The sequence below is a fragment of the Pseudoalteromonas sp. S8-8 genome, from assembly GCF_000497875.1.
Taxonomy (GTDB): Bacteria; Pseudomonadota; Gammaproteobacteria; order Enterobacterales; family Alteromonadaceae; genus Pseudoalteromonas; species Pseudoalteromonas arctica.
Genome location: NZ_AUTR01000043.1, coordinates 66020 through 86664 on the forward strand (window position 1 = coordinate 66020; position 20645 = coordinate 86664).

General features: G+C 39.6%; 20 protein-coding genes. 14 read left to right on the top strand and 6 right to left on the bottom strand.

From position 1 onward, the window contains the following. The first annotated feature begins 225 nt into the window (after positions 1-225). Positions 226-1515, top strand: coding sequence for an alkaline phosphatase (locus tag L659_RS0114890; protein ID WP_024591059.1), 1290 nt, complete (start codon positions 226-228; stop codon positions 1513-1515). A gap of 256 nt (positions 1516-1771) precedes the next feature. Here the strand turns inward: L659_RS0114890 and L659_RS0114895 are convergent, their stop codons facing one another. The 3 genes from L659_RS0114895 to L659_RS0114905 form a co-directional block, all read right to left on the bottom strand. Further along, complete coding sequence (locus tag L659_RS0114895) at positions 1772-2101, bottom strand: hypothetical protein (RefSeq protein ID WP_007580633.1); 330 nt, start codon at positions 2099-2101, stop codon at positions 1772-1774. Between the two features lie 68 nt (positions 2102-2169). Continuing rightward, positions 2170-2871 (bottom strand): tRNA (adenosine(37)-N6)-threonylcarbamoyltransferase complex dimerization subunit type 1 TsaB, encoded by a 702-nt coding sequence (gene tsaB / locus L659_RS0114900; RefSeq protein ID WP_024591060.1) that lies wholly within the window; start codon positions 2869-2871, stop codon positions 2170-2172. 9 nt (positions 2872-2880) lie between these two features. Further along, positions 2881-4797, bottom strand: a complete 1917-nt coding sequence (locus L659_RS0114905; RefSeq protein ID WP_024591061.1) for an ATP-dependent DNA helicase — start codon at positions 4795-4797, stop codon at positions 2881-2883. 332 nt (positions 4798-5129) lie between these two features. Between L659_RS0114905 and L659_RS0114910 the strand changes: the two genes are divergently transcribed. After that, complete coding sequence (locus L659_RS0114910; protein WP_007580638.1) at positions 5130-6413, top strand: cation:proton antiporter; 1284 nt, start codon at positions 5130-5132, stop codon at positions 6411-6413. Between the two features lie 283 nt (positions 6414-6696). Beyond that, on the top strand, positions 6697-8553 hold the full coding sequence (locus L659_RS0114915) for a cytochrome c/FTR1 family iron permease (protein WP_024591062.1): 1857 nt from the start codon (positions 6697-6699) through the stop codon (positions 8551-8553). Between the two features lie 111 nt (positions 8554-8664). Here L659_RS0114915 and L659_RS0114920 read toward each other — a convergent pair whose 3' ends face one another. Beyond that, entirely contained in the window at positions 8665-8892 is a 228-nt protein-coding gene (locus tag L659_RS0114920; protein WP_024591063.1) for a hypothetical protein, read from the bottom strand. Positions 8893-9318: 426 nt separating this feature from the next. On the opposite strand from L659_RS0114920, the gene hisG reads away from it, so the two are divergent. The 10 genes from hisG to L659_RS0114970 all read left to right on the top strand — a co-directional run bounded on the left by hisG (position 9319) and on the right by L659_RS0114970 (position 17263). Further along, positions 9319-10218 carry an ATP phosphoribosyltransferase gene (gene hisG / locus L659_RS0114925; protein WP_007580644.1) on the top strand — a complete coding sequence of 300 codons (900 nt, stop codon included), beginning with the start codon at positions 9319-9321 and terminating at the stop codon, positions 10216-10218. A 5-nt stretch (positions 10219-10223) separates the two neighbouring features. After that, on the top strand, positions 10224-11525 hold the full coding sequence (hisD, locus tag L659_RS0114930) for a histidinol dehydrogenase (protein ID WP_024591064.1): 1302 nt from the start codon (positions 10224-10226) through the stop codon (positions 11523-11525). Next, positions 11515-12624: a histidinol-phosphate transaminase gene (gene hisC, locus L659_RS0114935; RefSeq protein ID WP_024591065.1), complete on the top strand. Its 1110-nt coding sequence runs from the start codon at positions 11515-11517 to the stop codon at positions 12622-12624. Before hisD ends, hisC begins: the two co-directional genes overlap by 11 nt. Next, positions 12621-13682 (top strand): bifunctional histidinol-phosphatase/imidazoleglycerol-phosphate dehydratase HisB, encoded by a 1062-nt coding sequence (gene hisB, locus L659_RS0114940; protein WP_007580650.1) that lies wholly within the window; start codon positions 12621-12623, stop codon positions 13680-13682. The genes hisC and hisB overlap by 4 nt, the downstream gene beginning before the upstream one ends. Continuing rightward, a complete protein-coding gene (gene hisH / locus L659_RS0114945) occupies positions 13679-14269 on the top strand; it encodes an imidazole glycerol phosphate synthase subunit HisH (RefSeq protein WP_024591066.1) in 591 nt (196 codons plus the stop codon). Before hisB ends, hisH begins: the two co-directional genes overlap by 4 nt. A gap of 33 nt (positions 14270-14302) precedes the next feature. After that, a complete protein-coding gene (locus L659_RS0114950; RefSeq protein WP_010552951.1) occupies positions 14303-15037 on the top strand; it encodes a 1-(5-phosphoribosyl)-5-[(5-phosphoribosylamino)methylideneamino] imidazole-4-carboxamide isomerase in 735 nt (244 codons plus the stop codon). Beyond that, positions 15019-15798 carry an imidazole glycerol phosphate synthase subunit HisF gene (gene hisF / locus L659_RS0114955; protein ID WP_024591067.1) on the top strand — a complete coding sequence of 260 codons (780 nt, stop codon included), beginning with the start codon at positions 15019-15021 and terminating at the stop codon, positions 15796-15798. Before L659_RS0114950 ends, hisF begins: the two co-directional genes overlap by 19 nt. Next, on the top strand, positions 15789-16403 hold the full coding sequence (hisIE, locus tag L659_RS0114960) for a bifunctional phosphoribosyl-AMP cyclohydrolase/phosphoribosyl-ATP diphosphatase HisIE (protein WP_024591068.1): 615 nt from the start codon (positions 15789-15791) through the stop codon (positions 16401-16403). Before hisF ends, hisIE begins: the two co-directional genes overlap by 10 nt. A gap of 108 nt (positions 16404-16511) precedes the next feature. Beyond that, entirely contained in the window at positions 16512-17072 is a 561-nt protein-coding gene (locus L659_RS0114965) for a hypothetical protein (protein WP_024591069.1), read from the top strand. Between the two features lie 2 nt (positions 17073-17074). Continuing rightward, a complete protein-coding gene (locus L659_RS0114970) occupies positions 17075-17263 on the top strand; it encodes a DUF1289 domain-containing protein (RefSeq protein WP_002960277.1) in 189 nt (62 codons plus the stop codon). Positions 17264-17318: 55 nt separating this feature from the next. On the opposite strand, the gene L659_RS0114975 is transcribed toward L659_RS0114970, so the two are convergent. Further along, complete coding sequence (locus L659_RS0114975) at positions 17319-17852, bottom strand: gluconokinase (RefSeq protein WP_029769909.1); 534 nt, start codon at positions 17850-17852, stop codon at positions 17319-17321. A gap of 150 nt (positions 17853-18002) precedes the next feature. On the opposite strand from L659_RS0114975, the gene gntU reads away from it, so the two are divergent. Further along, the gene (gene gntU / locus L659_RS0114980) at positions 18003-19346 is read left to right on the top strand and encodes a gluconate transporter (RefSeq protein ID WP_010552956.1); all 1344 of its coding nucleotides are present in this window, start codon (positions 18003-18005) and stop codon (positions 19344-19346) included. A 107-nt stretch (positions 19347-19453) separates the two neighbouring features. On the opposite strand, the gene gntR is transcribed toward gntU, so the two are convergent. Further along, positions 19454-20464 carry a gluconate operon transcriptional repressor GntR gene (gene gntR / locus L659_RS0114985; RefSeq protein WP_024591070.1) on the bottom strand — a complete coding sequence of 337 codons (1011 nt, stop codon included), beginning with the start codon at positions 20462-20464 and terminating at the stop codon, positions 19454-19456. Positions 20465-20645 lie beyond the last annotated feature (181 nt).

Genomic DNA, 20645 nt, shown 5'->3' on the forward strand with positions numbered 1-20645 from the left:
ATTAATTTTGAGTACCTTTTAAACAAATAAAAGGTGAGAACACCATATATAGATAGCTTATAACTAGTATAATTTAAATAAATAGAACTAACAGCGTTAACTACAATTCTATGTATATAAAATCAAAGTATAAATTATAAATATCTCAGATATTCATTTATTTATCATCCTATCTGTATACAATATCAGCGGCTATTAAATAAGGTACACTCATAAGGTACAACCATGAAAAAACAGATCAGCTTATTGGCACTTTTATGCACCGCTTCTGGTGCTTACGCAAAATCAGCACCTAAAAATGTAATTTATATGATTGGTGACGGCATGGGTCCGGCTTACACCACGGCTTATCGCTATTTTAAAGACGACCCTGCAACAAAAGAAGTAGAAGGCACGGTTTTTGACACTATTTTAAAAGGCATGGCTCATACCTACCCTGATGACCATACTTATGTAACAGACAGTGCTGCGGGTGCTACAGCGCTTAGTAGCGGTCATAAAAGTTATAATGGCGCAGTTGCTGTAGATACAGACAAAAAACCAGTTAAAACTATGCTTGAAATAGCAAAAGAGCGTGGTATGACAACAGCGCTTGTTGTAACGTCACAAATAAACCATGCAACGCCTGCTAGCTTTACAGCTCACAATGAATCTCGTTACAACTACGATGATATTGCTAACGATTATATTGATAATAAGATTGCTGGTAAATTACCCGTTGATTTAATGCTAGGTGGCGGTACTAAATATTTTATTCGTGATGACCGTAATTTAGTTGAAGAATTTAAAGCGGCAGGTTACCAATACGGTGACGATATTAATAATCTGGGCCAAATTACACAAATACCTGCCATTGGTTTGTATGCAAGCAAAGGCCTGCCATTTGCACTTGATATAAACCCAACTCGCCTTACTCAGTTAACATCTAAAGCGCTTGGTTTACTAGATAACCAGAACGAAGAAGGCTTTTTTGTGATGATTGAGGGCAGCCAAATTGATTGGTGTGGTCACTCTAACGATATAGCCTGTGCGATGGCTGAAATGGACGACTTTGCTAAATCAATCGAAAAAGCAAAAGCGTACGTTGATAAAAATAAAGACACTATACTTGTAGTCACAGCCGATCACTCAACGGGCGGTTTAACTATTGGTTCGCACGGCCAATTTAAATGGGAAACAGACGTAATTAAAGGTGTTAAGGCAACGGCTAGTAAGTTAACAGACAAACTTATGGAGTCTAAAGACTTAAAACCAGTATGGACTGCTAACACCAATATTGAATTTACAACTGAAAACCAAATCAAACTTGAGCAAGCTAAAAAAATGGGCGAAAAAGCGCTTAATTTAGCTGTTAAAAGTATTATTAGTGATGCGAGCTTTACTGGCTGGACAACCGGCGGACACACCGCTGTAGACGTTCAAGTATTTGCCTATGGCAAAGGCAGTGAGCAATTTATTGGCTCACAAAATAATACTGATATTGCCGATAAGCTAATTGGCTTTATTGAGCAGTAATACCAATCCGCAATAATACTTAATCAATTTGAGGGGTTAAATCTGACGTTAACTACGTTAAAAATTTCTGATATAGAACAACTAAATAACGAAATTTTTGCCTTGTTATCGACACGATTTTCTTCACTCAAAATAGATCACTTAATTAAGCGAATTGGTATAATTTCACCTCGTTTTGAACATAAAAAGCCCGAACACATGTTCGGGCTTTTTATTGAATTTTATCACTGTATTTATCTAAACGTTTGAATGAGCTTTAAGCGTATATATCAACGCCTATTAAATTTTGTACTTCGGCTCTGCGTTCTAAATTGGCAAATTCAGTATAAGTAGAAATCGCTTTACTTACTTGAGCTGTCGGTTGGTCGTAAATTGTTTGGCTGTATTCATTGCTTTTAGCACTGCTTTTAAACAGTTGATTAGCCAGTTCGACGCCCTCGACACTGCTTTTTACATAATCGGTATTCGTTTTTTGAGCAGCCGGCTGGTCTAATAAACTCTGTGGTTTATTAGTAACAACTTTAGTAGGGCTAACCCTACCCGGAATATCTCCGGTAAAAAAACCTGAACCAATAGGCAGCGTCATTACGCATCTCCAACCTTAATATTGCATAAAATTATGATTTAAAAACAACCAATTTGCAAATAATATGATTACTCACGTCCTGGTAGCTTTTTCCACGTTACCGTATCGCGCACATATTTAGGTTGAGCGTCACTCGCTTTTACAACGTCACCCGCTAAAAACGCGGCTTCAACATGCGCTAACATATAACGCGCATCAGGCAATGTGATATCAGTATTAATTGTCACGTTTTCAAAGTCATTTAGCGCATCAGGATAGGTTTTAAAGCCCGTGCCTACCGCTACAGATGGCTCACTGGTCGCTATATAATCATTGTTTAGTAAATCAGGTTTTATAACGCATTCTTGGTTAACTAAAAGCATTAGATTATTTTGCGCTTGGTAATGTGCAAAGTATATCTCACCCATGCGTGCATCTATGCTTGGATAAACACTAAGACTACCGTTTTGTTCAAATGCTTGTTGCGCCATAATAGCCAAAGTAGACACACCTACAAGCGGCAAATTAGTTGAATACGCTAAACCTTGTGCTATTGCTACACTAATACGTACACCAGTAAAACTGCCCGGGCCTTGCCCAAAACCAATGACATCTAAGTCTTTTAATTTACAGTTTGCTTTAGTTAATAGCTCATCCACAAGTGGAAGTATTTTTTGGCTATGTTGCTGCGGACATTCTTCAAAATGATGAAATGTTTGGCCCTGAAAATGTAAAACAATTGAAAGTGCTTCAGTTGAAGCATCAAGGGCAAGAATATTACTTTTGATCATTTTATTACTCTAATTAATTTGTTTTAAAAATGTATTGGCATCTTCTAAGCTTCGCGTGCGGCGCATCGGCGGTAAGCTTTTTAAAAATACTTGGCCATATTGGCGTGTAACTAAGCGATTATCGCATATTACAAGTACGCCTTTGTCTTTACTATCTCGAATTAAACGCCCTACACCTTGTTTTAGCGCAATAACAGCCTGCGGTAATTGTATGTGTGAAAAAGGGTCTTTTCCCTGCATTTGGCAATCTTGCATTTTAGCTTGAAGCAATGGATCGTCAGGGGCTGCAAATGGCAATTTGTCTATAATAACACAGCTTAATGTGCTGCCGCGTACATCAACACCTTCCCAAAAAGAAGCCGTGCCGAGTAATACCGCATTACCATGGCGAGTAAATTTCTCTAAAATAATACGCTTAGACATTTGCCCTTGCATATAAACTGGGTAGTCTATTTGTGTGGTGAGCCCTTCGGCAACTAAGTGCATCATTCGATAGCTCGTAAATAACACAAAACAACGCCCTTGCGCTGACTTTATAAGCTCAAGTGTTAATTTTACAATCGCATGCGGCATATTATCAGCGTGCGATTCAGGTAAGTAACGCGGTAAACACAGCAGCGCCTGATTAGGGTAATCAAATGGGCTATCTACCATCATGCTTTGCTTTGGTTTTAAACCAAGGCTTGCATTAAAGTGCTCTAGTTTGTTGTCGACCGAAAGTGTTGCTGATGTAAATACAAAGCCTGCGCCCGTGTCTTGCATCATTTGAGCAAATTTAGCTGATACATTTAATGGCGTTATATTAATCGTTAAATAACGGCGCGTTGTTTCATACCAGTAACTAAAACCAGTTTGAGCAGTATCAAAAACCCGTTCTAACTGCCCTTTAAACGCAAGTGCACGCTCAAACGGGTGCTCAATTTTGTCGCTTCTATCTAGGCAAAGTTTAAGTACTTGATAAACAAAATCTAAATCACTAATGACACGATGAAGTGCCGCGCATATTTGTTTATCGCTTAGCTTTTCTCGCCAATCGCCTCTACTGCCATCAACACCAAACTGTAATCGTAAATCAGCAACGCTTGTTTCAAGCTTATTTAAGCTTTTACCTAGCTGCAGCATATCGGGAATTTCGGCTCTATAAATAGCACGTAAATCATTAATTAAATCCACCAGCTTTTTAGTACTAATACTCTCACCAAAATAATCACTGGCAATTTCGCTTAACTGGTGGGCTTCATCAAATATATACGCGTCAGCTTTTGGCATAAGCTCAGCAAAGCCACTTTCTTTTACGGCCATGTCGGCAAAAAACAAATGATGGTTAATCACAACTACGTCGGCATCGGCCGCAGTTAAACGTGCTTTGCGTATATAACAGCTTTGAAAATCTGGACACTCTTTACTTAAGCAATTATCGGCTGTTGAATTTACATAAGGCAGTACTTTCGCGTCATCTTCTATACCAATACAATCGGCTAAATCGCCTGACTGCGTTTCACTGGCAAACTTAGCCACCATAGCTAGTTGATGCATTACGTCGGAGTTATCAGTAGGCACATGCGCAACATGCTGGTTAAGTCGGTAGGTACATAAGTAATTGGCACGCCCTTTTAATAAGGCGGTTTTTTTAGAAGCACCTAGTGCTTTCACTAATTGAGGTAAATCGCGGTGGTATAACTGTTCTTGTAAGGCTTTAGAACCAGTCGATATTATCGTTCGGCCTTTTGATTTAAGTGCAGGGGCTAAATATGCAAATGTTTTACCAGTACCCGTGCCTGCTTCAACAACTAATTGCGAACTGTTTTTTAATGCATCTGCAACAGCTACTGCCATATCAATTTGTGGTTGGCGAGGCGTATATCCATCTAACGATGACGCCAAAGGCCCGGTTGCACTAAACAGCTGTTTGATAATACCAATCACTTTAAAATAAATAATAGCGGGATTTTACGTAAGCAAAGCATTTAGGGCAAGTAATTACAAAAGCGACTTTTATTTTATGATGCAACACACGTTTCAATAATGTGATTAACCACTAAAGTTTACAACAAACACTGTATTTATAACGTACATTTAATTTAATAATGACAATATTTACAAAGCCTAATTTCCTATTAACTCTTACTAAAAACAATCCGTATTAAAAGCTATATTTAGGCATAAATACTGTGACTCTCAAATATTACAGGAGTAACATACGCGGGTTTATAATCCTCCTTTTTGTGTGTCGTTTAAAAAATAGTTAAGGTTAATCAATGAATGCTTGGTACCTCATTTGTTTTCTCTCTGCAATTGCAATTTTTATAGCCTTTGCAAACCAGTACATCCTCAAAATGCAAACTACCATTGCCATTACTACTGGCTCTGTGGTTATTTCTTTATTACTGATTATTGCAGTAAAATTATTAGGCGATCAGAACGCATTAGCAATGACCCAAATTGTTTCCAGTATTGACTTTAACGAGTTACTACTTAAAGGCATGTTGGGGTTTTTACTTTATGCGGGTGCGCTCGAAATAAACCTACTTGCCCTGCGTAAGCAGCGGTGGGAAATTACTGCTCTGGTATTGTTTTCAACTATTGCTTCCACATTTATTGTGGGTTATTTAAGCTTTTATTTATTTTCAGTTTTTGGTTTTGATGTCCCTTTTATTTATTGTTTACTGTTTGGCGCGCTTATTAGCCCAACCGACCCTATCGCTGTACTTGCTATTATTAAACAAATGCGAGCGCCAGAAGGCATCTCAGTTCAAGTAGAAGGTGAGTCGCTATTTAACGATGGTATTGGTTTAGTTATATTTACCACTATATTTTCTGTTGCTTTTTATGGCACAGATGCACAATTTGGTGACATAGCAGAGCTATTCTTTGTTGATGCAATAGGGGGCATTGCGTTTGGTTTAGTCATTGCATTAGTTGGCCACTTTTTAATTATTAATAGCCGCGATGTAAATATTCGCTTATTAATTACTTTAACTATCCCAACAGCAGGTTTTGCTGCAGCAAATATTTGGGAAATATCTGGCGCACTTGCCATGGTAACCAGTGGCATATTAATGGGTAATATTACCCGCACTAAAGCAACCGAGCGCACAGGGCCTGAAGATACCCGCTACGTAAAAGATTTTTGGCATGCAACCGACAGCTTTCTAAATGCTCTACTGTTTTTAATAATAGGTATGCTAATAGTCACTATGCCAATCACGCTTGGCGAAATTGGTTTAGGGTTATTAATGGTACCTGTTGTATTACTAGCACGCTTTATAAGTGTAGGCGCACCATTTGTAATTTTTAAACGCTTTAGAACTTACGATAAACACAGTGTTAAAATTTTGACCTGGGGTGGACTACGTGGTGGCCTTGCTCTGGCAATGGCGGCAGCAATCCCACGCGAGCAAGTTTTTGTAGGCGGTTCAGACCTACATAACCTAATCGTTATTGTTACTTACGTAGTGGTTATATTTTCTATTATTGTACAAGGCTTAACTATTTCGCCGCTTATTCAAAGCAGCATTAAGTCAGCTGAGCAAGCCAAGTAATAAATGCTTTGTCTGCAACACATTCAGTAACCAAGTTATTATAAAAATCACTTGGTTACTGTTACTCATGTGTTACAAAAACACTTTAAAGTTCTATAAATTGTTATCCTTTTTATTTATCTGCTTTGTTTAAATTAATCCGCTTGAAATGCAAATGAAAACAATTATAATTTTGACTTTTCCTCTACAGGGCTTTTCGATGTCCATAAATAATTCTCACATGTTTTTAAATTTGGTGTCTCTGAGCAAACGACAATTTCAATGTTTTTTTATGCTTTTTATAATGGTCATGGCAAGCTTTAGTGTTTCAGCCTCGCCTAATGAGCAAACAAAAATAAAACAAATTGCACAGCTTGCAGAGTATGTAGGTGTTGATTACGTGGCAGCTGTTGGGAATGGTGAAATACTTGATCCTGACGAATATCAAGAAATGACTGAATTTTCGCACGTTATTATTGAGCAAGCTGGACAGCTATCAAGCCAAACAAATGAGTTTGATACAGTAAAGGCACAAGCTAAAGACCTGCATACAGCGATTGCCAATAAAGCGAGTGTTGCCGATGTACGTGCAGCAAGCTCAGCGCTTCGTGAGTCGCTACTTACCTTTATGCCGCAACTATCGTTACCTACATCACTACTTCCTGTTGAGCAAACCAAAGCGCTTTTTGCTGCTAACTGTTCAATGTGTCACGGCCCTAGTGGTCAAGGCGACGGCCCGCTTGCAAGAAACTTATCACCAGAGCCTACCAATTTTACCGATGAAGAACGCGCAACTAACCGCTCATTAATGGGGTTATTTGACGCTGTAAGTAACGGTATTAACGACACGCCAATGATTGCTTTTACTCAATTTAATGAACAACAACGTTGGTCTTTAGCTTTTTATGTAGGTAGCTTGGCATTTAAAGATGTTCAAAAACCACAAAATCTAGAGCAAAACATTACCGCTTCGCAGATTGTAAACTTAAACCCTGCACAATTATCGGCAGGTCAAAGTGAAGCACAAGCTCATTACGTTAAATGGCTTCGTGGTAATCCAGAGCAACTATTTACCGGTAAAAAGAATCCGATAACGGTTACTCGCACGCAGTTACTTGCAGCACAAGCCGCGCATGCTAAAGGCAATTACTCACAAGCAAGTGATTTAGCAATTAGCGCTTACCTAGATGGCTTTGAGCTTGTTGAAAACAACTTAAATGCCTACGACGAAACACTGCGTAAAAACATCGAAGTACAACTGATGAACCTGCGCCAAACATTTAAAAACGAGAAAGATGCAGCCATCGTTGGCGAAAAAGTAAGTGCAGCGCTAGCTCAACTCGCTAAAGCAGATAGCATGCTAAACGAAACCAAACTAACTGATGGTGCACTCCTCTCAGCGAGTTTAGTTATACTACTACGCGAAGGCCTAGAAGCACTCCTCGTTATTATTGCCCTTATGACTGTACTTATTAAAACTAAACGCCAAGACGCACTTAAATATGTACATGTTGGTTGGGTAACCGCACTTATTGCTGGTGGCTTAACGTGGGCTGCGGCGCAAACATTAATAGAAATAAGTGGTGCAAGTCGCGAAGTTATGGAAGGTGCTGGTGCATTGTTTGCCGCTGTAATTTTACTTTATGTTGGCGTATGGATGCACAGTAAAACCAGTGCGCAGCAATGGCAAAAATACATCAAAGACAATATAGATAAGCGTCTTGAGTCGGGTACATTATGGGGTTTAGCAGGGCTTTCGTTTATAGCCGTATACCGTGAAGTCTTTGAAACTGTACTGTTCTATCAATCTTTATTAACGCAAAGCTCGCCTGCTCAATATTCATCTATTGCTTCGGGTTTTGCGATAGCTGTAGCAATACTGGCTATTATTACGTGGGTATTAATTAAGTACTCAATTAAATTACCGGTTGCTAAGTTTTTTGCAATTACCACTTACCTATTATTTGCACTCTCGTTTGTGCTTATGGGCAAAGCTGTTATTGCATTACAAGAGGCCGACATAATAGGTATTGCGCCGCTACCAATGAGCTTTGATATTGCATGGCTTGGTATAAAATCAACATGGCAAGGTATTGTGGCTCAAGTATGTGTGTTCGCTATATTTAGCTTTTATATATTTAAAAGCAAAAGCCAAGAGTAATGCCAATCTGCTTAAGAGTTTAAGCTAATTGGCATAAGCAAAATACATAGTAAAAGGCCCGAAAGGGCCTTTTTGAGTTAATTGCTTATGTATTTAGTAAAATTGCTGTCATCAAGCCCATGTATCTAAATGAGGGTTTTCGTCATCATCTAAGTTGGACTTTTTTTTACTCTTTTGATCATTGAGCTGTTTCTTTTTTTGTAACTCACGCCTTTTTTTATTCTCTAGTTCAACTTTTTCAGCGGCAGTCCCACTTTGCACACCCGCAATATGAAAAGCACTTTTTGACTCAACTTCTAGCCTGGTTATTCTTCCTAAATAAGGGATCATAATATCCATGCGTACTTCCTTATTTTTTTATTTTTTTATTTTTTCATTAACCACTTGGTTTGAGTGATAAACAACCAATTATTGGCGAAAATCGCGCTTATTACCTTAATATTATCGACAGTTATAACATATGCTTTAATTAAGCTAAAAAAAACTTGCCATAATATAGCTGTTTATGTTTTTATGAATGCGAAATTTATTTAAACAGATAACAACTGCACGTTAACAAAACAACGGGCAGTTAAATAGGATAAAAAATGCGTTTAAACCTGACAACAGTACATCATCACCACCATTCACCGGAATAACCTGTCAGGTCTTTCGCTGAGAGGTTATTCCTAAAAGGAACCTCTGGCGATTCAAATAACATTGATTCATTTTCGCCCTGAGGTTCCCCTCGGGGTTTTTAGTTTTTAAATTAAAGGAAAATGAATAATGAACAATAGTAATCGTCTACGTATCGCCATCCAAAAAGGCGGCCGCCTATCAAAAGATTGTCAAGATCTGCTTAAACAGTTAGGTGTTAAACTTAACCTTCGTGAACAACGCTTAATTGCACACTCAACTAATATGCCAATTGACGTACTACGTGTGCGCGATGACGATATTCCGGGTTTAGTAATGGACGGTGTATGTGACCTAGGCATAGTTGGCGAAAACGTACTTGTAGAAGTTCAAGCAGAACGTGAACGACAAGGTGTTCCAAGTGAAGTAACCAAACTTTCAAAACTAGACTTTGGTTACTGTCGTCTTGCACTTGCATGGCCACAAGAGCTTGGCGCTCGCGATAAGAGCTGGTTTGAAGGCAAACGTATTGCGACTACCTACCCAGAAATTTTAACTCAGTGGTTAAAGCGCGAAGGCATTAACGCAAGTACAGTAATGCTTACGGGTTCTGTTGAAGTAGCACCGCGTGCGGGTTTATCTGATGCAATTTGTGATTTAGTATCTACTGGCGCAACACTTGAAGCTAACGGCTTAATTCAAGGCGAAACAATTTTAGAATCAAACGCCTGTTTAATTCAAAATAAAGATCTTCAAGATGCTGACAAACTAGCACTAATCAATAAGCTTATGCCGCGCCTACGTGGTGTTAGACAAGCTAAAGAAAGCAAATACATCATGCTACACGCACCAAAAAACAAACTTGATGAAATTTGTGAAATTTTACCAGGTTCTGGTCAACCTACTCTACTTGCCCTTGCTGGTAACGATGAATACGTAGCACTTCACATGGTAAGCAGCGAAACATTATTTTGGGAAACAATGGAGCAGTTAAAAGCCCTAGGCGCTAACTCTATTTTAGTTATGCCAATTGAAAAAATGATGGAGTAAGTGCCATGCTTCGTTGGAATGAGGAATCTTCACAAGTACAAGCAGCGGCGCTAATGCGCCCTGCAGTTTCTGCTAGTGCCAAGGTTGAAGCTATATGCAAAACTATTTTAGCTAACGTAAAAGAGCAAGGCGATAAAGCCTTACTTAGCATGGCTAAAGAGTTTGATAATAGATCTAACCCTCGCTTATGTGTTCCGCTTGATGAAATTAACGCATCAGAGCAAGCACTAAGTGCAGAGCTTAAATACGCAATTGATACCGCTTATGCAAACGTTAAACGTTTTCACGAAGCGCAATTGCCAAAAGATATTAAATTATCGACCCAACCAGGCGTTGTATGTGAACTGAAATATCAAGCCATCGAAGCAGTCGGTATTTATGTACCCGGTGGCAGTGCTCCACTGCCATCGTCGGTTATTATGCAGGGTGTATTAGCGCAGTTAAGCGGCGCAAAAACCGTTGTACTTGCTACACCAGTACAAGGTGATAAAGCGATTAACCCTGCTATTTTATATGCAGCTAAGTTATGTGGCATTACTACTTTGATAGAAAGTGGTGGCGCAGGCGCAATTGCAGCAATGGCTTATGGCACCGAATCGGTTCCTAAAGTGAACAAAATATTTGGCCCAGGTAATAGCTTTGTAACAATGGCTAAACAGCTCGTTGCGCAAACTATTCCAGGTATGGCAATTGATATGCCAGCAGGTCCGTCTGAAGTACTTGTTATTGCAGATGAACGTGCAAACCCAGAATTTATAGCCGCAGATTTACTCTCACAAGCAGAGCACGGTGCAGACTCGCAAGTTATTTTATTATGTAACAGCGAGAGTATTATAGAACAAACTCAGCAGGCACTTACACGCCAGTTGGCTAATTTGAGTCGCAAAGAAACAGCCGAGCAAGCGCTCGCTAATTCATCGCTTATTTTAGTTGATTCAATTGAGCAAGCATTTGATGTATCGGCGCAATACGGGCCAGAGCACTTAATTTTACAACTAGGCGATGCAACACCATACCTAGATAAGGTTAAAAATGCAGGCTCAGTATTTGTAGGTGACTACACGCCAGAATCTGCAGGCGATTACGCATCAGGTACTAACCACGTGTTACCAACATATGGTTACAGTGCAACATACTCGAGCTTAAACTTACTTGATTTTTTTCGTACATACACAGTGCAAACAATTACCAAAAGTGGTTTAACGCAGCTTTCGAAAGCTATTTTACCACTTGCAGATGCAGAAGGCCTTGATGCCCACGCTAATGCGGTTTCAATTCGTTTAGAGGCAATTAAAAATGAGCAATGAGAGCGCACAAGCGTCTAGCTTATTACCTAAGAATATTGCAGCCCTTGCTGCATACAGCTCTGCAAAAAGTGAAAAGCTAACCGGTACTACGTGGCTAAATGCTAACGAAAGCCCGTATGCTAAAAATCTTGAACTGAGTATTGAGGATTTAAATCGCTACCCTGATCCACAACCGCAACTGGTTATTGACCGTTACGCCGCTTATACAGAGCTTGAAAGCGAAAATATATTAATGACGCGCGGCGCAGATGAAGGCATTGAGCTTTTAGTGCGCACATACTGTGAGCCAGCTAAAGATAGTATTGCGCTATTTTTACCAACCTACGGTATGTACAAAGTTACCGCCGATACACACAACGTTGGTATTAACGCGCTTACACAAGAATTATTATTAAGTGGCAGTGCTGACGAAATAGTTGCAGCTGTTGGCAGCTCAAAACTGGTATTTATTTGTAACCCAAATAATCCAACGGGCAGCCTAACACCACTTGATAAAGTAAAAGCGATTGCAACAGCACTTATGGGTTCTGCATTAGTTATTGTTGATGAAGCCTATATAGAGTTTTGCCCAGAGCAAAGCGCGACTAAGCTTATTAATGAGTTTAGTAATGTAGTCGTATTGCGTACGCTTTCTAAAGCCTTTGCGCTAGCAGGGCTCAGAACGGGCTTTACGCTTGCACAAGCAGCAACACTAGCGCCAATTCGTAAGGTCATTGCGCCGTACCCAGTATCTGGCGTAGTAGCAAGTATTGCAGCGCAAGCAATTGCACCTGATGCAATTACATCGATGCGCCGCCAAGTGACTATTTTAAATAGCTTAAAAGCTAAATTAGTGGATTGGCTAAACGCCTCCCCTGCTGCATTAAAAATTCTCACTGGTGAAGGTAACTTTGTTACTTTAAAATTAGCCGATAAAAATTACTTTAAAATTGCACTTGAGCAAGGTTTGGTTATGCGCGCTTTTACGCTATACGGTGAAGACGACTGGCTACGAATTTCAATTGGTAGTGAACAAGAACTTGAACAAGTAAAAATTTGGTTAGATGGCTTACAAACGCCAGCTACCGCAGCATCTTTAGCAGGAAACGAAGTATCATGAGTAACCCCTATTTATTTATCGACCGCGACGGCACTATCATTGAAGAGCCAATTACCGACAAACAGGTAGATAGCCTTGAAAAGCTAGCATTTTTACCTGGCGTTATCCCTGCGTTATTACAATTACAAGCCGCAGGTTATCGCTTAGTTATGGTATCTAACCAAGATGGTTTGGGTACAGATAGCTTCCCGACTGCTGACTTTGATATTGCACAAGACAAAATGATGGACATAATGCAAAGCCAAGGCATTAGCTTTGACGAAGTATTAATTTGCCCTCACTTTAACGAGCAAAACTGCGATTGCCGTAAACCTAAAACAGGCTTACTTACCGAGCTTATGCGCTCAGGCAAAGTAGACTTAGCGCGCTCTTTTGTTATTGGCGACCGTGAAACTGATATTGGCCTTGCTCAAAACTTATGTTGTGAAGGTATTTTATACGACGGCGATTGGAGTGCGATAGTAACTAAATTGACCACTGCAAACCGCGAAGGTCGTGTTACACGCAATACCAAAGAAACCCAAATTGATGTGGCAATAAACCTAGATCAAACTAAAAATGGCAGCATAGACACCGGCCTTGGCTTTTTTGATCACATGCTTGATCAAATCCGCACGCACGCAAACATTGGTTTAAACATTAAAGCCAAAGGTGATTTACACATAGACGAGCACCACCTTGTTGAAGACATTGGTATTGCCTTAGGTGTCGCACTTAAACAAGCCCTCGGTACTAAATCGCAAATTGCGCGCTATGGTTTTGCTCTTCCTATGGATGAGTGTAAAGCTGAAGCACAAATTGATTTATCGGGCCGTGCATCATTTGTATTAAACGCTAACTTTAGCCGCGAAAAAGCCGGTGATTTAGACGTACAAATGGTTGAGCACTTTTTCAAAAGCTTAAGTGATAACGCCGCTATTAGCCTTATTTTATCGGTAAGCGACGGTAACTGTCATCACCAAGTAGAAGGCTTATTTAAAGCGTTTTCACGTGCACTTCGTATGGCAGTAGCACAAGACACGACCCAACAAACAGCCAGCTCTAAGGGATGTTTATGATTGCCATAATTAATACCGGTTGTGCCAATATAAATTCAGTACGTTTTGCGTTTGAACGCTTAGGGCAAACGCCAACAGTAATTACTTCACCAGAGCAATTAGCGGGTTTTGAGCGCGCTATATTACCAGGTGTAGGTCACGCATCGGTTGCTATGAAACGCCTAGTCGATAACGGCTGGCAACAAGCTATAAATGAATACCAGCGCCCGCTTATGGGTATTTGTTTAGGTATGCAGTTACTGTGCGAAAGCACCGAAGAAGGTAACGTACAGTGCCTAGGTAAAATACCAGGACAAGTAAAAGCGCTTGATGTAGGCAATTTAACGTCGCCACATATGGGTTGGAATAACTTGACCGTTAATAAAGAGCATGCATTAACTAAAGGGCTAACATTCGATGAGCAAGTGTATTTTGTTCATAGCTTTGCTCACACCGTAAACGACGCCACACTAGTGAGTGGCGAATACGGTCAAACCTTTTCGGCCATTGTTGCTAAAGACAATTACGCGGGCATGCAATTTCACCCAGAGCGCAGCGCAAAAGTTGGCGCACGTTTATTACAAAATTTTGTTGATTGGCAGTTGTAAGTTGTCCATTAACTAACAAAAAAGAGATTATTTGTGATTATTCCAGCATTAGACGTATTACAAAATCAAATTGTGCGCTTGTACCAAGGTAAATACGACACAGCACAGTTTTACCCTTTCGAACTTGGCGCGCGTTTAAAAGAATACGCCGACAGCGGCGCAGGTAAACTACACCTTGTTGATTTAGAAGGTGCACGCGATCCAAGTAAAAAACAGTGGAAACATATTCAAGCTGCAACCAAAGCACTTAATGTACCGTATCAAGTGGGCGGCGGTATTCGCTCAGAGCAAGATGTAAGTGATTGGCTAAAAGCCGGTGCAAACCAAGTTGTTATTGGTTCAATGGCAGTAGAAAAACGCGAACAAGTAAAAGCCTGGATTGAACAATTTGGCGCAGAGCACTTTGTAATTGCCCTTGATGTAAATAAAACAGCCACGGGCTGGGCACCTGCTACGCACGGTTGGTTAAGTGAATCTGAATTTGGTTTACTTGAGCTGGTAGATTTTTATGTTGGCTTAGGTGTTATCGACTTTTTATGCACGGACATCAGTAAAGATGGCACCATGACGGGTCCATCGTTTGAGCTTTACGAAGACCTAACTCGCCACAACAGCACAATTAAAGTGCAAGCCTCAGGGGGCGTAAGCTCACTAGATGACATTAAAAAGCTTAAAGAGCTAGGTGTTGGCGGCGTTATTTTAGGTAAATCATTGCTTGATGGCGCATTTAGCGTTGAGGAGGCACTGGCATGTTATCAAAACGCATAATCCCGTGTTTAGACGTTAAAGACGGCCAAGTAGTTAAAGGCGTAAAATTTAAAGGCCATGAAGTTGTTGGCGATATTTTAACAATGGCTAAAGCTTACAGCGAAGCCGGTGCCGATGAACTGGTTTTTTACGAAATCAGTGCAAGCGTTGAAAAACGCCTACTTGATGTAAATTGGGTAGAGAGTATTGCACGTAATATCGATATTCCATTTTGTGTTGCGGGCGGTATTAAATCTGTCGTTGATGCAGCGCGTGTTTTAGAACGCGGTGCTGACAAAATAAGCATCAACAGCCCTGCTATTGCGCGCCCTGAACTTATTAAAGAATTACACGATGAGTTTGGTAAGCAATGTGTTGTTGTTGGCATAGACAGCTTTTTTGATGAAACAACTGGTGAATATTTAGTTTACCAATTAACCGGCGATCCTAATGCATCAAGCCGCACGCGTTATAAAACCGAGGAATGGGTTAAACGTGTACAAGACCTAGGCGCAGGCGAAATTGTATTAAACTGTATGAACCAAGATGGCGTTCGTAACGGTTACGACAACGAGCAGTTAAGTAAAATTCGCGAGCTATGTCACATTCCTTTAATCGCCTCTGGCGGTGCAGGTAGCATGCAAGATTTTGTTGATGTATTTAAACAAAGTAAAGTAGATGGTGCATTAGCCGCCAGCGTTTTTCATAAAAATGTGATTAACATTGGCGAACTAAAACAATTTTTAACCGATAACCAAGTGGCAGCAAGATTATGCAAGTAACACAACAAAACCAAGCTCAAGTCGATTTCGCTAAAAGTGACATGATCCCTGCTATTATTCAAGATGCCCGCTCTGGTGTTATTTTAATGCAAGGCTTTATGAACAGCGAAGCGTTAAAAGTTACGCTTGAGAGCAATAAAGTAACGTTTTACTCGCGTTCAAAATCACGTTTATGGACTAAAGGCGAGTCATCAGAAAACTACTTAAACGTTGTATCTGTGCATACCGATTGTGACTACGATTCAATTTTAGTGCTTGCCAACCCTGAAGGCCCAACGTGTCACTTAGGCACACAAAGCTGTTTTGGTGATGAAGCAAAACCAAGTTTAAGCTTTTTAGCAAAGTTAGAAGATGTGATTGTAGCGCGTAAAAACGACGACCCTGAAAAAAGCTACACTGCCTCATTATTTGCAAAAGACTTAAGCCGTAGTTGTCAAAAAGTAGGTGAAGAAGGCGTAGAAGTTGCCCTTGCCGCTATGAAACACGATAACGATGAGCTAACAAACGAATCTGCTGATTTAATTTATCACCTTACCGTATTGCTACAACGCCAAGGCTTAGCCCTTGAAGATGTAGTTAAATGCTTGCAAGGTCGCCATAAATAGCATTAGTTGTGACTAACAAAAAGGCTCATATTTATATGAGCCTTTTTATTTTTACAGTAAATCACGTGTGATATAGTGCGTGGCTAAATTAATCGGTTACTGTGAACTATGAAAAACTATATTATTCCTTCTATTGGCGCATTTACTTTAGTTATCGCGTTTATTTTAGTGGGCTGTACCAGCAAAACTAATCAGACTACAACTACAACTACAGCAACCACTACTACAACGAATCAGTCTGTAAAAACCACAGTAACAACCAATGAATGCAGCACCATAAATAACCTTATAAGCAGTTATGAGTCTGGTTTTAATTCAATCAAAACAGATAAAGTAAATAACCAGTTTACTAATCAATGGCGTACTAATACTCATATTATTGGAGCAACCTGTACAGTTACTTTAAATAAGTCAGAGCAAGCAAGCTACCAATGCCAAACACCTGTTAAAACACAAACGAAAACAATAAAGTCTCATCAAACACTTGCTAAGCAATTACGCCAATGCTTAACCAAAACAGGTTGGTTTGAAAGCCAAAAAGAAACAGCAAGTTCAATTTACAGCACCTTTGTACTTGATACTAAAAATCCGGTTATTACACTTTCTACCAATCAAGAAGGTAATGGGTTTTCTACTCGCTTTGAAATTGCACCACCGTTAGGACTTTAATAATGCGCCAATTAAATCAAAACAAAAAACCATCTAAATTTAAAACTGATTGCCTAGGAATATGCGAAAGGCGCAGCGGTTACTGCACCGGGTGTGGGCGTACCAACGAAGAAATTTTTGATTGGATAATATTATCTGAAGATGAAAAAAAAGCGATTTTAGAAACACCACGAGCAGATGCTAACTCATAACAAATAAAGCCCCTAAATGTTAAAAGTAACAGTTAACTGATTAACTAAAAACTTTTTACTTGTTGTGGCTATTCATTTTAGTTGCGCTAATACAACTTTCGACTACTTGCTCAAATGAGTTATTAATATCTATATTTATAACATTGGGCTCATCTTCTTTTGGAACTTCTAGCGTTTCAAATTGGCTTTTGAGTAAATCAACAGGCATAAAATGCCCTTTTCTGTCCTGCATACGGCTTTTAACCAGTTCAAAATCACCATAAAGATGTAAAAAGGTAATGCCTATATTTCCGTCACATATTTGTTCTCGGTATTTCTTTTTTAATGCAGAGCAGACTATTACCGCAATTTCATTTTTCTTTTCAATGCTAAATGCAGCATCACGTATTCTTTCTAGCCAAGGCACACGATCAGCATCGTTTAAAGGCTGCCCAGATGACATTTTTAGTATATTAGCCTTGGGATGTAAGTCGTCTCCGTCGATAAATTTAGCGCCAATGCGCTTTGCTAATGCATCACCCACACTTGACTTTCCTGTGCTTGAAACCCCCATTACAATATAAACACGACCTACATTTGTGTTACTCATGTATTTACCCTCGCCTTAATTTAATAATTAATTATTTTCAATGTATATATTATATTGAGTTACGGGTAACATGTTACCCGTAACAAATGCGAAAGTGAAGTTAAACACACACTAAACATCATAATTCACACTGAATATAAGTAGGGAAAAATGTCAGATTTATCATTAATACTAACAGCGGCAGGCTCCATATTTTTATTGCTTTTCTTAGTAATGAAAGTACGACTACATGCTGTCGTCTCTTTAATCCTTGTTTCTATGATTGCAGGATTATTCTCAGGAATGAGCCCTGAAATAATTGCCGCTACAATTCAAAAAGGAATGGCCGGAACACTAGGCTTTGTAGCGGTGGTGGTCGCTTTAGGCGCCATGTTTGGCAAAGTCATGGAAGAAACCGGCGCGCTGGATCGCATTGCCCACACACTTTTACACCGTTTTGGAGAAAAAAACGCTAATTGGGCGCTTACCTTTACGGGCTTTATTTGTGCCCTCCCCCTCTTTTTTGATGTAGCCGTTGTACTTTTAATCGGTATTGTTTTTGCTGTGGTACGAAAAGGCGGTGGCAGCGTTGTTAAAATTGGTATTGGGCTACTTGCTGGGATAGCGTCTTGTCAGGCGTTTCTTATTCCTGCGCCAGGGCCGATTTTGGTTGCCTCTCAATTAGGCGCTGACTATGGTTATATGATTTTATTTGGCCTTATTGCTGCCATACCGGCAATGATTATAGGAGGTCCAATTTGGGGCTCTATTATTTCTAAATCTATTCATGTAGAACTCCCACAGCACGAACAAATTGACGATAACCAAAGAGTTGGTAAAGGGACGCCTAGTTTTGGATTAGCATTAGGTTTAATTGCTTTGCCATTAATTATGATTAGTTTAAATACTATTGGTAGCCGCTTTGTTGAAAAAGACTCTGATTTATATAATTGGTTAGCTTTTATAGGTCATCCATTTACAGCAATTTTAGTTGCCTGCCTAATGGCATTTTATTTGCTCGGTGCAAGGCGCGGTGTCCCTAATGCTAGAATCATGGAAATTTGTGGTAGTGCCTTACAACCTGCAGGAATTATTATTCTTGTCACTGGTGCCGGTGGGGTATTTAAACAAGTATTAGTTGATTCAGGAGTAGGTACGGCACTGGGTAATTACTTAGCTGGCTCAGGCTTACCGATTGTAATACTCGCTTTTGTATTATCAGCCGCTGTGCGGGTCATTCAAGGCTCTGCGACAGTAGCTATGCTTACAGCATGTGGCTTAATTATTCCAATGCTTCAGCCTTTAGGCCTTGATGGAGCGCAGCTTGCCGCTGTTACCATCGCTATTGGTGGGGGCTCTATTGTGCTCTCTCATGTAAACGACTCAGGATTTTGGTTAGCGAGTCGCTATCTCGGTTTGAGCGAAATGCAAACTCTTAAAACATGGACAGTTATGGAAACCATTATTGGTACTGTTGGCGCACTTGTCGCTATGATTATTTCTCTGTTTTTGTAAATTTACAGTGCGTAGAGCCATCACACATATAAAAAATTACCTGAGCCTTTTGTTATTTAGGCTCAGGTAATTAAGCTCAGGTAATTAGGCTCATATAATTAGAGTATTTAAACACTCTCACCTAGATGAACTATATAACCAGTATCAATTACTTGCTTATAATTCATGCTAGTATCCAAATCGGAATTAATCCGACTCAACAACTCTCTTCCCGCAACATTACCTATCTGATAACGAGGGGTGATCACACTTGCTAATTGAGGCACCATTGCTTGGCCAATATCATGACCATGAAAACCCACAATCCCCATTTGGCTAGGCACTAAAATGTTGTTCCGCTGGCACTCAAAAATAGCCCCAATTGCTAAATCATCATTAGTACAAAACAAACAGTCAGTATCTGGGTAGTCAGTACGCGCTTTTTGTAAAAGTTCAGCGCCTAAACTGTAAGATGAAGCTTGATCAGTCATCACACTTTTAGGCGTAAAGCCTTTAGCTAGCATAGCATCTGAATAACCTTGAAATTTTAGGCGTGTTCGTACATCGAGCCTTGCACCTATATAAACAATATTGCGATAGCCTTTATTTAAAAGTGCCGTCGTCATATCAAAAGCGGCTTTAACGTTATCAAAACCAACCGCTTGCTGCATAGGAGAGTGATGAGTATCCATTATTTCAATCACAGGTACGCCTGACATTTCAATCATTTTTAGCGTTCTGTCTGTGTGTGTGTTTTCTGATAAAATTAAACCATCAACGTGGTACGACAATAAATACTCAACCCGTTTTTCTTCAATTTCAGGGTTGTAACCATAATGGGCCAACATTGTTTGATACCCTGCAGGTCCTGTTACATCTTCAATACCTCTTATAACTTGAGCAAATACGTGATTTGTTAACGATGGAACTAGTACACCAATAGAGTAGCTTTTAGCATTAGAGAGTAAATCAGGGGCTTTATTTGCAATGTAACCTAGCGTATCAATAGCTGCACTAATTTTAGTGCGAGTAGACTCTGATACTTTTTCGGGATTACGTAAATAACGACTCACCGTCATTTTGGTTACACCAACCGCATCGGCAATATCTTGAAGAGAAGAACGTTTGTTTTTTTTCATCACACACAATTAAATAAAATGTTACTTGTAACATACCAACTATTGTGAAAAATCACTACTTTTAGCCATTTTTATTTAGGTTATCGCTAAGCGATTACCTAAGAGATTTAAATAACCTAGACCTATTTTAATGAATAAATCTGTATTTGTACCAATAACATTAAACAGAGGCTCAGATACT

Bases quoted from the DNA above. Each gene is read 5' to 3' on its own strand.
- hisF (WP_024591067.1), top strand. From the start codon at position 15,019: ATGTTATCAAAACGCATAATCCCGTGTTTAGACGTTAAAGACGGCCAA.
- hisIE (WP_024591068.1), top strand. From the start codon at position 15,789: ATGCAAGTAACACAACAAAACCAAGCTCAAGTCGATTTCGCTAAAAGT.
- gntU (WP_010552956.1), top strand. From the start codon at position 18,003: ATGTCAGATTTATCATTAATACTAACAGCGGCAGGCTCCATATTTTTA.
- L659_RS0114895 (WP_007580633.1), bottom strand. From the start codon at position 2,101: ATGACGCTGCCTATTGGTTCAGGTTTTTTTACCGGAGATATTCCGGGT.
- hisC (WP_024591065.1), top strand. From the start codon at position 11,515: ATGAGCAATGAGAGCGCACAAGCGTCTAGCTTATTACCTAAGAATATT.
- L659_RS0114915 (WP_024591062.1), top strand. From the start codon at position 6,697: ATGGTCATGGCAAGCTTTAGTGTTTCAGCCTCGCCTAATGAGCAAACA.
- hisB (WP_007580650.1), top strand. From the start codon at position 12,621: ATGAGTAACCCCTATTTATTTATCGACCGCGACGGCACTATCATTGAA.
- hisG (WP_007580644.1), top strand. From the start codon at position 9,319: ATGAACAATAGTAATCGTCTACGTATCGCCATCCAAAAAGGCGGCCGC.
- L659_RS0114890 (WP_024591059.1), top strand. From the start codon at position 226: ATGAAAAAACAGATCAGCTTATTGGCACTTTTATGCACCGCTTCTGGT.
- L659_RS0114965 (WP_024591069.1), top strand. From the start codon at position 16,512: ATGAAAAACTATATTATTCCTTCTATTGGCGCATTTACTTTAGTTATC.
- L659_RS0114975 (WP_029769909.1), bottom strand. From the start codon at position 17,852: ATGAGTAACACAAATGTAGGTCGTGTTTATATTGTAATGGGGGTTTCA.
- L659_RS0114970 (WP_002960277.1), top strand. From the start codon at position 17,075: ATGCGCCAATTAAATCAAAACAAAAAACCATCTAAATTTAAAACTGAT.
- L659_RS0114920 (WP_024591063.1), bottom strand. From the start codon at position 8,892: ATGGATATTATGATCCCTTATTTAGGAAGAATAACCAGGCTAGAAGTT.
- hisH (WP_024591066.1), top strand. From the start codon at position 13,679: ATGATTGCCATAATTAATACCGGTTGTGCCAATATAAATTCAGTACGT.
- tsaB (WP_024591060.1), bottom strand. From the start codon at position 2,871: ATGATCAAAAGTAATATTCTTGCCCTTGATGCTTCAACTGAAGCACTT.
- hisD (WP_024591064.1), top strand. From the start codon at position 10,224: ATGCTTCGTTGGAATGAGGAATCTTCACAAGTACAAGCAGCGGCGCTA.
- gntR (WP_024591070.1), bottom strand. From the start codon at position 20,464: ATGAAAAAAAACAAACGTTCTTCTCTTCAAGATATTGCCGATGCGGTT.
- L659_RS0114910 (WP_007580638.1), top strand. From the start codon at position 5,130: ATGAATGCTTGGTACCTCATTTGTTTTCTCTCTGCAATTGCAATTTTT.